Source organism: Streptomyces sp. NPDC096079, assembly GCF_040303145.1.
Lineage (GTDB): Bacteria > Actinomycetota > Actinomycetes > Streptomycetales > Streptomycetaceae > Streptomyces.
Genome location: NZ_JBEOST010000016.1, coordinates 165,196 through 178,242 on the forward strand (window position 1 = coordinate 165,196; position 13,047 = coordinate 178,242).

Consider the following 13,047-nt stretch of genomic DNA (forward strand, 5'->3'; position numbering starts at 1 on the left):
GTCGGCGCGCCCTCACAGCCCCCGCACCACCACCGGCAGCCCCGCCTCCTCCACCCCGTCGTCCGTGACGCGCTCCACCACGACCCGCCCGTCCACCAGCCGCGACTGGTACCGCTCGATCGAGGCCGGCTCCCAGCCGTCCCCCGTGTCCCGCACGACGAGCCCCCCGCCCGTCCGCCCCGGCGCGGGCGCCCACACCTCCAGGACCGGCTCGTCCCCCTCGCCCCGCACGGGGAGCACAGCGCCCGCCCGGGCCAGGACCGGCACCCGGGACAGCGGCGCGTCCAGGAGCACCTGCCCCGGCCCCTCGTACGCCTGCCCCGTCGCCGTGTCGTACCAGCGCCCCCTCGGCAGCCGCACCGCCCGCCGGTCCGCGCCCCGCGTCAGGACCGGCGCGACGAGCAGCGCGTCGCCGAGCAGGAACGCGTCCTCGCAGTCCCGCAGCGCCCGGTCCTCGGGCGTGCCCCACCACACCGGGCGCACGTACGGCGCGCCCGTCATCCGCGCCAGCCGGGCCAGCGTCGTGAAGTACGGCCGCAGCCGCTCGCGTTCGGCCAGCGCCACGCGCGCGTGCTCCAGGACCTCCGGTCCGAACTCCCACGGCTCGCGCCGCCCCGCGTCGATCGCCGCGTGCGTACGGAACAGGGGCAGCCACGCGCCCAGCTGGTACCAGCGCAGGAACAGCTCCGGCGAGGGGCTGCCGTCGAAGCCGCCCACGTCCGGCCCCGAGTAGGGCACCCCGCACAGCCCCAGGCCCAGGACGAGCGCGAGCGAGGCCCGCAGCCCCGGCCACCCCGTCGACACGTCGCCGGACCAGGTCCCCCCGTACCGCTGCATGCCCGCCCAGCCGGAGCGCGAGAAGAGGAACGGCCGCTCGTCGGGCCGCAGCCGGCACAGCCCCTCGTACCCGGCGCGGGCCATCGTGAGCCCGTAGACGTTGTGCGCCTCCCGGTGGTCGCCGCCCCGGCCCTCCAGCGCGTGCCGCGCCGAACGGGGCAGCGTCGGGTCGCCGAAGGGCACGAAGGACACCGGTTCGTTCATGTCGTGCCACACCCCGGCGAAGCCCTGCCGCAGCCGCTCCTCGTACAGGCCGCCCCACCACTCCCGTACCGCCGGATCCGTGAAGTCGGGGTAGGCGCACTCGCCGGGCCACACCACCCCGTGCACCTCCCGGCCCCGGGCGTCCTTGACGAAGACGTCCGCTGCGGCGCCGCCGTCGTACACCGGGTCGCCCGGCTCCGCCTTCACCGCGGGGTCCACGATCGACACCAGGCGCACCCCCTGCTCCCGCAGCTCCTCCGCGAGCCCCGGCAGATCGGGGAAACGCTCCCGGTCGACCGTGAACACCCGGTGCCCGTCGTAGTGGTCGATGTCCAGGTGCACGGCGGACAACGCAAGCCCCCGCTCCCGGTACCCGTCCACCACCCGCCGCACCTCCCGGGCGCTGCCGAAGCCCCAGCGCGCGTGCTGCGGGCCCAGCGCCCAGGACGGCGGCAGCGCGGGTGCGCCGGTCAGCGCCGCCCAGCCGTGCAGCACGCGCGCGGGGGTGCCGACGACCACCCAGCAGCGCAGCGGCCCGCCCGCCATTCGCACCTCGCTGGTCCCCGGCCGGTCGTGCCCCGAACCGGCACCCTCCTCACCCTCGGCGAGGGTGACCAGGCCGTCCCAGGAGTTGTCGTGGAACGCCAGGTGCGTGCCGGCGTCCGAGACCACGAACTGGACGGGCATCGTGATGTACAGCGGATCGTCCTCGGGCCCGAAACGGCCCTTCGGGTCGGTGTTCCACAGCCGGTAGGAGCCGTCCCGCAGGCGCGGGCCCGCCGACCGCCCGCCGAGGCCGAAGAACCGGGCGTCGGCCGGCACCTCGCTGCGCTGCACCCATCGCCCGGAGCCCGCGCCGGTCGCCGCGGAACCCCCGGCCGGCTCCCCGCCCGCCCCCGGATCCGCCGGACCCCCCTCCGGCTTCCCGGCCGCCACCGGCTCCCACCAGCGCGGCGGCAGGTCCCGGCGGAGCATCACCCCACCCGGTGTCCGCAGCTCCACCGCCCCGTGCCGGGAGACCGTCACCGTCACCCGCTCCGAGACGATCCGCCAGCCGCCGTCGGTGTCCGGTTCGAGCGAGGCCCGCGGATCCGGGTCGGGCGCCTCCCCCGCCAGGGCGTACGAGGGCAGCGGTCCGGCCCCGTCCCACCCCCAGAACACCGTGCCGCCCGCCGACACGCAGATCCGGAGCGAGGACCGGGCGAACCGGACGGTCCCCCCGCCCGGGGCCGGCTCCGCCTCCACCGCGAGCCCCGGCACCCGGGCCCGCTCCGTCCCCCGGGGCGGCAGCCCCCACGCGTCCGCACGCCGCTGCCGCCACGCCGACAGCACCACCCGCAAGCCCCGCACCGAACCGAACACCTTCATCGAACGCAGCAGTTCCCGACCGTCCATGCAGCTCACCCTGCCATCCGCCCGAGACGGAACAAGCTCCGTTCAGCTGCCGTTCACCCGTGGTAGGAGCACATGTTCAACTGCCTGACCATGGGCGGGCAGACCTGGTGCGAATGACGATCACATGGCATCGTCCTGTCAGCCGCGTCACGCGCACATCCCAGCACGTGCGCGAGACACACGCAGACCCGCGTACAGCCAGGGAGCCGCCCCACATGTCATCCGCAGCGCCGACCGAGCCCCTGTGGCAGCCGGACCAGGAACGCATCGCCACGGCCGCCGTCACCCGCTTCCAGGCCTGGGCCGCCGAGCACCACGGCGCCCCCGCCGAAGGCGGCTACCCGGCGCTCCACCGGTGGTCGGTCGAGGAGCTCGAAGCCTTCTGGCAGGCCGTCGTCGAGTGGTTCGACCTGCGCTTCTCGACCCCGTACGACCGGGTCATCGGCGACCGCTCCATGCCCGGCGCCGACTGGTTCCCCGGAGCCACCCTCAACTACGCCGAGCACGCCCTGCGGGCCGCCGATGAGCGGCCCCACGACACGGCCCTGCTCCATGTGGACGAGACACATGAGCCCACGGCGACCACCTGGGGCGAGCTCCGCCGCCAGGTCGGCTCCCTCGCCGCCGAACTGCGGGCCCTCGGAGTGAACCCGGGTGACCGCGTCAGCGGCTACCTGCCCAACGTCCCGCAGGCCGTCGTCGCGCTGCTCGCCACCGCCGCCGTCGGCGCCGTGTGGACCTCCTGCGCCCCCGACTTCGGCGCCCGCAGCGTCCTCGACCGCTTCCAGCAGGTCGAGCCGGTGGTCCTGTTCACCGTCGACGGCTACCGCTACGGCGGCAAGGAGCACGACCGCCGCGACACCGTCGCCGAACTGCGCGCCGAGCTGCCCACCCTCCGCGCCGTCGTCCACATCCCGCTCCTCGGCACCCCGGCCCCCGAGGGCACCCTCGACTGGGCCGGCCTGGTCGCCGCCGACGTCGAGCCGGTCTACGAGCAGGTGCCGTTCTCGCACCCGCTGTGGGTGCTGTACTCCTCCGGCACGACCGGCCTGCCGAAGGCGATCGTCCAGTCCCAGGGCGGCATCCTCGTCGAGCACGTCAAGCAGCTGGGCCTGCACTGCGACCTCGGGCCCGAGGACGTGTTCTTCTGGTACACGTCCACCGGCTGGATGATGTGGAACTTCCTCGTCTCCGGCCTCCTCACCGGTACCACCGTCGTCCTGTACGACGGCAGCCCCGGCTACCCCGACACCGCCGCCCAGTGGCGGGTCGCCGAACGCACCCGGGCCACGCTGTACGGCACCTCCGCCGCGTACGTCATGGCCTGCGCCAAGGCGGACGTCCACCCCGGCCGTGACTTCGACCTGTCCGCGGTGAAGTGCGTCGCCACCACCGGCTCGCCGCTGCCGCCCGACGGCTTCCGCTGGCTCCACGACGAGGTCCGCGAGAACCTCTGGATCGCGTCCGTCAGCGGCGGCACGGACGTCTGCTCCTGCTTCGCCGGCGCCGTGCCCACGCTCCCCGTCCACATCGGCGAGCTGCAGGCGGCGGGCCTCGGCACCGACCTCCAGTCCTGGGACCCCTCGGGCAAGCCCCTGATCGGCGAGGTCGGCGAGCTCGTCGTCACCAACCCCATGCCGTCGATGCCGATCCACTTCTGGAACGACCCCGACGGCAGCCGCTACCGCGACAGCTACTTCGAGATGTTCCCCGGCGTCTGGCGCCACGGTGACTGGATCACGATCACGGACCACGGCTCCGTCGTCATCCACGGCCGCTCCGACTCCACCCTGAACCGCCAGGGCGTCCGGATGGGGAGCGCCGATATCTATGAGGCCGTCGAGCGCCTCCCGGAGATCCGCGAGTCCCTGGTCATCGGCCTGGAGGAACCGGACGGCGGGTACTGGATGCCGCTCTTCGTGCACCTCGTGGAAGGCGTCGCCCTGGACGAGGAGCTGACCGAGCGCATCAAGCGGACGATCCGCAGCGAGCTCTCCCCGCGTCACGTCCCCGACGACATCATCGAGGTCCCGGGCGTTCCGCACACCCTCACGGGCAAGCGCATCGAGGTCCCGGTCAAGCGCCTCCTCCAGGGCACCCCCCTGGCCAAGGCCGTCAACGCCGGCTCGGTCGACGACCTCGGCCTGCTCCACTTCTACGAGACGCTCGCGGCCGAGCGCCGCCGCGGCCAGGACCCGTCCGGACAGTAGAGCCGGGCGGCACCCCTCAGGGCCGGCGCCAGGACCCGTCCCCGGATCCCCGGCACGACGAAGGGCCCGCCGATCCGACCGGACCGGCGGGCCCTCCGCTGCCCGTGGTCAGCCCTTCGGCAGCTCGCCGGGCGCCGCGGCCGCCGCCTTGGCGAGCACCGCCGAGACCCCGAGGACCGTCCCGGCCGACCCCGCCGAGGTGGTCTCGGTGAGGACCGTGCGCTCACCGAGGAACGCCGACGTCGTCCGGTCGAAGATCCACTGGGTCTGCTCCCCGTGGGCGGTACGGGCCACGGCGACGCCCTCACGGCCGGCCGCGTCCTTCGCGGACGGCAGGACGGTCACCCCGGGGATCCGCGCGGCCGCCTCGTACAGGGCCGAGGTGACCTTCGGCGGCGCCCAGGTCTCGGAGAGCAGCGTCCCGATCGCGGTGAACGCCCGCTGGTCCGGGTCGCCCTGGCCCGCGCCCGTCTGCTCCCGGATCAGGCGCAGCAGCACCGCCGGATCCGTGGGGAGGGTCGCCACGTACGCGTGGGTCGGGTTCGTGACGGAGGGCGGCGCCGCCTCCAGCGTGGTCTTCCGGGGCGTGGCACCGGGGCGGTCCACCTCGTACACGGGGCCCTCGGAGCCGAGTTCCGTGTCGGCGGCGCCGGGCTCGCGCAGCAGCCCCGGCCGGCGGCCGTCGGCGGAGAGCCACACCTCGCGCTGGTGCGCGGGCGGCAGCGCGGCCGTGCCGCCGTCGGCGCCGCGCCCGGCGTGGGCGACGAGGCTCCGGACGTACAGGTACCCGGTCGCCGGGACGTTCGGCGCCGGAGCGGCGGCCGCGGCGAGCGCGGCACCGGAGAGGATCCGTACGGCCTCGGGGGAGGCGGGCTGTCCGACCGAGACGCGGCCGGACCCGGCGGGAGCGTCGCGGGGCGCGAGCACGGCGACGCCGGCGACGACCGCGCAGGCGGCCATCGGCGCGGCGATCCAGCCGAGCCGGAGCCCCTGGCGGGGCCGGCCCGCACGCACGGGCCGGGCGGTCGCGCCGTCCCCGGACGCGGCCAGGGCGGTCCGCAGGACGGTGTGCCTGAGGTGCTCGGTGCGCTCGGCCGTCGGCTCCGGCACCGGCGGCGGGGGGAGCAGCTCGGTGAGCTCGGCACGCAGGAGCGCGTCCGCGTCGGCGTGCGGGCGGGGGGTGGAGGCGTTCATGCCTGGGTCTCCTGGGTCGGTCGGGGCGCGAGGGCCGAGCGGACGGACGAGCGGGGGGCCACGGGGCCGGGCGCGGACGCCGGCACGGTGAAGGCGTCGGACCTCGTGCCGGAGGGCGCGCCCTCCGGCAGGTCTCCGGAGGCGCCGGGGGCGGGTCGCCCGGTCGAGCGGACCGAGGCGGCGGACCGCTCGCGGCGCCGTCCCGCCCGGAGTTCCGCCTCGGCGAGCTTGCGGAGCCGCTCACGGGCCCGGGACAGCCGGGAGCGGACGGTGCCGACCGGGATGCCCAGTGCCTCACCGGCCGAGGCGTAGTCCAGGCCCGCCCAGACCACGAGCGTGAAGACCTCGCGCTCGCGCCGCCTGAGCTTGCCGAGCGCGACACGGGCGGCGCGGATCTGCTCCCCGTTCGTCATCCGGGCGAGGACGTCGTCGGCGAAGTCGGGCAGTACCCCGCGCTCGGGGATCCGGGCGAGCGCCGCATCCCGTCGGCGTGCCTCGCGGGCAGCGCCGCGCATGATGTTGGTCGCGATGCCGAGCAGCCACGGACGCAGGCTCCCGCCGTCGGCGTGCACCTTCCCGCGACAGCGCCAGGCCTCCAGGAACGCGGAGGACACGACGTCCTCCGCGGCCGCGCGGTCCCCGCACACCCGGTAGGCGTAGTGGTAGAGCACGCGTGCGTGCTCGTCGTACGCCTCTCCGAGCGCCGCGGGGTCCCCGGCGCGGAAACGATCTCTCATAGGTGATTCCACACAAGGCACTGGGCGCTGGTTCGCCGGGGTTCCCGTGACCTGGACCACACGCCCCGCCGGGCACCGTCCGTGCGGCCCCTCGCGGGCGCGGGCGCCGCCACCGGCGGTTCCCTCACCCGCCGTACGTCGCCTGCGAGTCCCCCAGGACCTCGGCGAAGGCCGCCGCGAACCGCGCCGCGTCCACGGGCGCGAGCCTCGCCGTGGTGATCCGGACCGCAGGCGGGGCCGCCATGCGGAACCGTGCCCCGGCCGCGACCCACCAGCCCTGCGTCCGCAGGCCGTTGACCACCGCCGACTCGTCCCGCACGGGCACCCACACGTTGAGGCCGCTCGCGCCGACCGCACGGACACCGTGCGCGCCGAGCGCGCCGATCAGCGCCGTGCGCCGCTCGGCGTACGCCTCCTCGCCCGCGGCCACCAGCTCCCGCACGGCCCGGTCGGCGATCAGACCGGCCACCGTCTCCTGGAGGACGTGACTGACCCAGCCCGAGGTCATCACCATCCGCCGGTCGTGCCGCGCCAGCGTCACCGCGTCGCACGCGACCCCGGCCCAGCGCAGGTCGATGCCGAGGTGCTTCGACACGGTCCGCACCTGGGCCCACCGGTCGAGCCCCGCCGCCGCGAGCGTGTGCGCCGCGGCTCCGCCGACCTCCGCGTTGTGATCGTCCTCGACCACGAGCACCTCGGGGAACCCGCGGAGCACCGCGACCAGTTCGTCCCTCCGCGCGCGCGTGAAGAACGCTCCCGTCGGACACTGTCCGCGCGGGCTGCACACCACCGCGCGCACCCCGCCCCGCAGCGCGGCCCGCAGCGACTCCGGAACCAGCCCCTCGCCGTCCACGGCCACCGGGACCGCCCGCAGTCCCAACGCGGGCACCAGGTCGAGCACATGGTGGAAGCCGGGATCCTCCACCGCCACGGCGTCACCGGGCCGCAGTTCCGTCGAGAGGAGCCGCGCGATGCAGTCCAGCGCGCCGTGCGCGAACGTCACGTGCTCCGCCGACACCCCGTCCCGCTCGAACCAGGCCCTGGTCAGCTCCTCCAGACGCGCCAGCCGGGGCGCGGCGCGATGGGAGCCGTACACCGGGTCGACGGCCGCCGGAGGCCGCAGTACCGGGAGGAAGGCCGGGTCCGGAAACCCCGCGGACAGGTCCACCAGGCCTTCGGGCACGCGCGGGGGACGCCGCGACGGCGCCGAGGGCACCTCCGCCACCACGGTTCCGCCCCGGCCCCGGGTGACGACCAGCCCCCGCTGCCGCAGCTCCTTGTAGGCCGTGGCGACGGTCCCCGGACTCACCCCGAGCTCGTCGGCGAGCCGCCGCACCGGGGGCAGGGCGTCACCCGGCGCGAGCCCGCCCTCGGACACGCCCCGCTCCACGGACGCGGCAATCCCCTTGGCCGTCGTGCCTTCGATCGCATATTGTGCTGCCACGTAATCAAGTATGTATCAATACAAAGCAGTTGGCAAGGGGGACCCATGAGCCACAGCACCACCCGACCCGCCCGACCGCCCCTCAAGGACCGCATCCCCGGCGGCACCGACGGCCGCCGCATGCTCCTCATCGGCTTCATCGACAAGTGCGGCACCGGACTCTGGTCCACGGCCATGGCCCTCTACTTCACCTACGTCACCGGCCTCGGCCTCGGCCAGGTCGGCCTCCTCATCGCCGTCTCCGGCGCCGCGGGCATCGCCGGCGCCCCCCTCGGCGGCCGCCTCGCCGACCGGTTCCCCCTCGTCCGCGTCATCATCTGCACCCAACTCCTCCGCGCCGCCGCCCTCCTCGCCCTGCTCACCACCGACAACTACCCGCTGCTCGTCCTCTTCTCCGCCGTCGGCGCCCTCCCCGACCGCGCCACCAACGTGCTCACCAAGCTCTACGCGGCCCGCGTCGCCGGCCCCGACCGCGTCCGCTACCAGGCCATCAACCGCACCACCTCCAACATCGGCTGGACCCTCGGCGGCCTCGGCGCCGCCGCCGCACTCGCCGTCGGCTCCTCCACCGCCTTCCACCTCCTGCTCGTCGGCGACGCCCTGTCCTACCTCGTGATGGCCGCCCTCACCCTCCGCTGCGCCGAACCCCCGGCCCCCGCCCACTCCCGCGTCGCCGCCTCCTCGGCCGACCCGGCACCCACCACCAGGCCCTCCAACCCCTGGCGCGACCGAGGCTTCCTCGCCTTCACCGCCGGTGAGGCCGTCTTCTTCCTCCACGACTCGATCCTCCAGGTCGCCCTGCCCCTCTGGATCGTCCACGCCACCGACGCCCCCGTCGGCCTCGCCCCGCTCCTCCTGGTGATCAACAGCGCCCTCGTCGTGCTCTTCCAGGTCCCGCTCTCCCGGTTCGGCACCACCACCGACGCCGCCCGACGCCTGCTCGGCCCCCTGGCCGGCCTCTTCGCCGTCGGCACCCTCGCCGTCGCCGTCTCCGCCCTGGGCGGCCCCACCCTCGCGATCACCGCCCTGATCACGGCGGCCGTCGTCCTCACCTTCGCCGAGATGATCCACACCATCGCCTCCTGGGAGATCTCCGTCGCCCTCGCCCCGGACGACGCCCAGGGCGCGTACCTCGGAGTCCACGGCCTCGCCCAGTCCACCCAGCGCTTCGCCGGCCCCCTTCTCATGACCGGCCTCGTCTCCGCGGGCCCCCTCGCCTGGCCCTTCCTCGGCGCGGCCCTGGTCGCCACCACCGCCGTCCAGAACCGCCTCGTCCGCCGCCGCCTCGCCCCGTCGTCACTGTCAGTGCCGAAGGTTACGGTGAGTGAGCACTGATCGGAGCGTCACCAGGGGGAGACATGACCCGCACCGGAACGACCACCACCCACCTCCGCCGCGCCCTGCGCCGCGAAGTCCCCAGCACCGTCGGCCTCCTCGCCGACGAGCAGGACTTCGCCGCCATGCGCCGGTACCGCACCTTCGCCTTCGACGACCACACCACCTACCTCCGCGCGATCGAGGCCCTCCTCAAGACCCTCGCGACCCAGGGCGGCCACACCACCGTCACCCTCTTCGACCCCGAGGAGTACGCGGCCTGGTGCGCCGAGACCGACACCGACCCCGACCACCCCGCGAGCCGCAGCCACTTCACCGCCCACCTCGCCACCACCGGCGCCCGCGTCACCTACACCGGCCAGCCCCTCACCCGCCTCCTCCCCGAGCTCGTCGACACCGCGGTCCGCCAGGCCACCTGGGAGTACGCCACCACCGTCCTCGCCACCGCCGGAGACTGCGCCGCCTGCGGCAAGGACATCGGCAAAGCCGCGTACGAGCGGGCGGCCCGCCTCCTCACCCGCCTCCTCGACGCCGCCGGCCCGGGCACCCACCACCTCGTCTGCAGCGTCCAGGCAGCCGACGACCGACTCCTCGCCGTCCTCCACCGCACCCACGGCACCACACCCCCCGAGGACGCCACAGCACCGGAGTTCACCGCCGTACTCGCCGCCGGCATCGCCCTCGCGGCACCCGGCGGCATCGTCCTGCGCACCACCGCCCCCGGCGCCCCCGACCGGCTCCACGGCTGGCGGCTCACCGACGGCACCCTGACTCCCCTCACCGAGGCCGAGGTCTTCGCCGCCTACTGCACCGACGCACGCACCGGCGAACCCCTCCCGCCGGAGCCCGGCGTCGAGTACCGCGCCGGCCACCCCCTCGCCCCCGACCCCGACGACGACTGGACCACCCACCACTGACCCCGCACACGACGAAGGGGCTCCCCGCCACCCCGTGACGGAAAGCCCCTTCGCCGAGCACCTCAGGGGATCACTCCCCGGACAGCACCGCCTGCGCGGCCAGCCGCGCCTCGTGCGCCGTGTCCGCGGCACGAGCCGCGGCCGCGGCCCGCTCGCACTGCGCCAGCGTGTACTTCGCCAGCGTCGCCCGCACATACGGGATCGACGCCGCACCCATGGACAGGGAGGTGACCCCGAGACCGGTCAGCACACACGCGAGCAGCGGATCCGAAGCGGCCTCGCCACAGACACCACAGCTCTTGCCCTCGGCCTTCGCCGCCTCGGCGGACAGCGCCACCAGGTCGAGCAGCGCCGGCTGCCACGGGTCCTGCAGCCGCGACACCGCACCGACCTGACGGTCGGCCGCGAAGGTGTACTGCGCCAGGTCGTTGGTGCCGAGCGACAGGAACTCGACCTCCTGGAGGATCGAGCGCGCCCGCAGCGCGGCCGAGGGAATCTCGACCATCGCACCGAACTTCGCCCGCAGCCCCGCCTCACGGCACGCGTCGGCGAACGCCTTCGCGTCCGTACGGTCGGCCACCATCGGCGCCATGACCTCGAGGTACACCGGCAGCCCCTCGGCCGCCTTCGCCAGCGCGGTCAGCTGCGTCCGCAGCACCTCCGGGTGGTCGAGCAGCGACCGGAGCCCCCGCACACCCAGCGCCGGGTTCGGCTCGTCCACCGGGGTCAGGAAGTCCAGCGGCTTGTCCGCGCCCGCGTCGAGCACCCGCACGACCACACGGCCCTCGGGGAACGCCTCCAGCACCGCGCGGTACGCCTCGACCTGCTTCTCCTCGGACGGCGCCTTCTTGCTGTCGTCCAGGAAGAGGAACTCCGTACGGAACAGACCGACGCCCTCGGCACCCGCCTCCACCGCAGCCGGCACGTCCGCCGGACCGCCGACGTTCGCCAGCAGCGGCACCTTGTGACCGTCGGAGGTCGCGCCCGGGCCGCTGGACGTGGCCAGCGCCGCCCTGCGCTCGGCGGCCGCCTTCGTCAGCTCCGCCTTCTTCTCCTCGCTCGGGTCCACGAAGAGCTCACCGGTGGAACCGTCGACCGCGATGAGCGTGCCCTCGGCCAGCTCACCCGCGCCCGGCAGCGCCACGATGGCCGGCACACCCAGCGCCCGCGCGAGGATCGCGCTGTGGCTGGTCGGACCGCCCTCCTCCGTCACGAACCCGAGCACGAGCGTCGGGTCGAGCAGCGCCGTGTCGGCCGGCGCCAGGTCCCGCGCGATCAGCACGTACGGCTCGTCGCTGTCCGGCACACCGGGCATCGGCACGCCCAGAAGACGCGCCACGATCCGGTTCCGCACGTCGTCCAGGTCCGCGACCCGGCCCGCCATGTACTCGCCGGCCCCGGCGAGCAGCTCGCGGTAGTGCGAGAAGGCGTCGTAGATGCCGCGCTCGGCCGTGCTGCCGACCGCGATCCGACGGTCGACGTCGGCGATGAGCTCCGGGTCCTGGGCGATCATCGCCTGGGCCTCCAGCACCGCCTGCGCCTCACCACCGGCCAGATTGCCCCGGGCATTCAGGTCCGCGGCCACAGCCTCCACGGCCTGACGGGCGCGCCCCTGTTCGCGCTCCGCCTCTTCCGCGGGGATCTGCTTGGCCGGCGGCTCGAGCACCGCCGTACCCATGTGCCGGACCTCGCCGATCGCCACTCCGTGGCTGACGCCGACGCCTCGCAGCGTTGTCTCCATCTCACCCGTCTCCGATTGAGCGACGGCCCCGGCCGCCGCGTTGAATGTCGAACTCGCGGTCGTCACGAGGACGGACCGGCTCAGCGCCAGCCGAAGAGCACGTCGTCGGCCTTCACGTCGCCGTCCTCGACGAGGTCGTACAGCGAGTCCGCGCCGGCCTCCAGGGCCACGACGGGACAGATGGGGGACTTGCCGGCGGCCTCGACGGAAGCGGGGTCCCAACGGACGACGGCCTGTCCGCGCGTCACCCGGTCACCCTTGTTCACGAGCAGCTCGAAGCCCTCGCCGTTCAGCTGGACGGTGTCGATGCCGAGGTGGGTCAGCACACCGTGTCCCTCGTCGTCGACGACGACGAAGGCGTGGGGGTGCATGGAGACGATGACCCCGTCGAGAGGGGAGACGGCCTCCGAGGCCTCACGTACGGGATCGATGGCGGTACCGGGCCCGACCATCGCACCGGCGAAGACCGGGTCGGGAACTGCGGCGAGACCGATGGCGCGTCCAGCAAGCGGCGACGTCACGGTTGTCATGGGAAGCCTCCCAGGGGCGGAGATCGTGTTACGCCGTCACTACCTGTCCTGGACGGCGTACTGTTCAGAAGCGTATGTCATAGGAAGTCCCGGTTCCGCACGAGACGTACCCGTTGGTCGGAGCTAGGGACTACCGGAAACGATTTGCCTCTACTGACGGTGGGATGTACTGTCGTACTCCTGCCTGACCCCAACGCGGCTTTGGGTCGCGGGTCGGCAGCACCTATCAAGCCAGATCCTAACCCCAGTGGTCTACACCTCTGCGTGCTCGCAGCGGGAGTGGTCAGGGGGACCGAGAAAGCCTGGTAATGTTCAACCCCGCCGGGAACGGAAAACGCGAAAAGCGAATTCCTGCCCCAGCAGCCCGCTCCAGCGGGTGGCAGAAACGGAAATCGGATCTGCTAAGCTGGAAACGAAGGAAGCGCCCGGAGGGCCTGGAAACAGGAACGAAGGAAGCGTCCGCACCTTGAGAACTCAACAGCGTGCCAAAAATCAACGCCAGA

At 74.0% G+C, this 13,047-nt stretch carries 10 protein-coding genes; 3 read left to right on the top strand and 7 right to left on the bottom strand.

Translation table 11 applies throughout. From position 1 onward, the window contains the following. Window positions 1-12: 12 nt before the first annotated feature. Complete coding sequence (locus ABTY59_RS27855) at window positions 13-2,436, bottom strand: glycoside hydrolase family 31 protein (protein WP_352021785.1); 2,424 nt, start codon at window positions 2,434-2,436, stop codon at window positions 13-15. Window positions 2,437-2,651: 215 nt separating this feature from the next. Between ABTY59_RS27855 and ABTY59_RS27860 the strand changes: the two genes are divergently transcribed. Next, a complete protein-coding gene (locus tag ABTY59_RS27860; protein ID WP_352021786.1) occupies window positions 2,652-4,646 on the top strand; it encodes an acetoacetate--CoA ligase in 1,995 nt (664 codons plus the stop codon). 108 nt (window positions 4,647-4,754) lie between these two features. On the opposite strand, the gene ABTY59_RS27865 is transcribed toward ABTY59_RS27860, so the two are convergent. The 3 genes from ABTY59_RS27865 to ABTY59_RS27875 form a co-directional block, all read right to left on the bottom strand. Continuing rightward, window positions 4,755-5,840: a CU044_5270 family protein gene (locus tag ABTY59_RS27865; RefSeq protein WP_352021787.1), complete on the bottom strand. Its 1,086-nt coding sequence runs from the start codon at window positions 5,838-5,840 to the stop codon at window positions 4,755-4,757. Continuing rightward, on the bottom strand, window positions 5,837-6,577 hold the full coding sequence (locus ABTY59_RS27870; RefSeq protein ID WP_352021788.1) for an RNA polymerase sigma factor: 741 nt from the start codon (window positions 6,575-6,577) through the stop codon (window positions 5,837-5,839). The genes ABTY59_RS27865 and ABTY59_RS27870 overlap by 4 nt, the downstream gene beginning before the upstream one ends. A gap of 124 nt (window positions 6,578-6,701) precedes the next feature. Beyond that, a complete protein-coding gene (locus ABTY59_RS27875; RefSeq protein WP_352021789.1) occupies window positions 6,702-8,021 on the bottom strand; it encodes an aminotransferase class I/II-fold pyridoxal phosphate-dependent enzyme in 1,320 nt (439 codons plus the stop codon). A gap of 45 nt (window positions 8,022-8,066) precedes the next feature. On the opposite strand from ABTY59_RS27875, the gene ABTY59_RS27880 reads away from it, so the two are divergent. Continuing rightward, a complete protein-coding gene (locus ABTY59_RS27880) occupies window positions 8,067-9,356 on the top strand; it encodes an MFS transporter (RefSeq protein WP_352021790.1) in 1,290 nt (429 codons plus the stop codon). A 23-nt stretch (window positions 9,357-9,379) separates the two neighbouring features. Further along, the gene (locus tag ABTY59_RS27885; protein WP_352021791.1) at window positions 9,380-10,273 is read left to right on the top strand and encodes a DUF8829 domain-containing protein; all 894 of its coding nucleotides are present in this window, start codon (window positions 9,380-9,382) and stop codon (window positions 10,271-10,273) included. Between the two features lie 70 nt (window positions 10,274-10,343). Here ABTY59_RS27885 and ptsP read toward each other — a convergent pair whose 3' ends face one another. From ptsP to ABTY59_RS27900, 3 genes are all read right to left on the bottom strand, one after another. Then, window positions 10,344-12,014, bottom strand: a complete 1,671-nt coding sequence (gene ptsP / locus ABTY59_RS27890; RefSeq protein WP_352021792.1) for a phosphoenolpyruvate--protein phosphotransferase — start codon at window positions 12,012-12,014, stop codon at window positions 10,344-10,346. A gap of 80 nt (window positions 12,015-12,094) precedes the next feature. Beyond that, window positions 12,095-12,544 carry a PTS sugar transporter subunit IIA gene (locus ABTY59_RS27895; RefSeq protein ID WP_352021793.1) on the bottom strand — a complete coding sequence of 150 codons (450 nt, stop codon included), beginning with the start codon at window positions 12,542-12,544 and terminating at the stop codon, window positions 12,095-12,097. Window positions 12,545-12,827: 283 nt separating this feature from the next. Beyond that, the coding region (locus tag ABTY59_RS27900) for a hypothetical protein (RefSeq protein WP_352021794.1) at window positions 12,828-13,047 on the bottom strand (220 nt) is incomplete at its 5' end.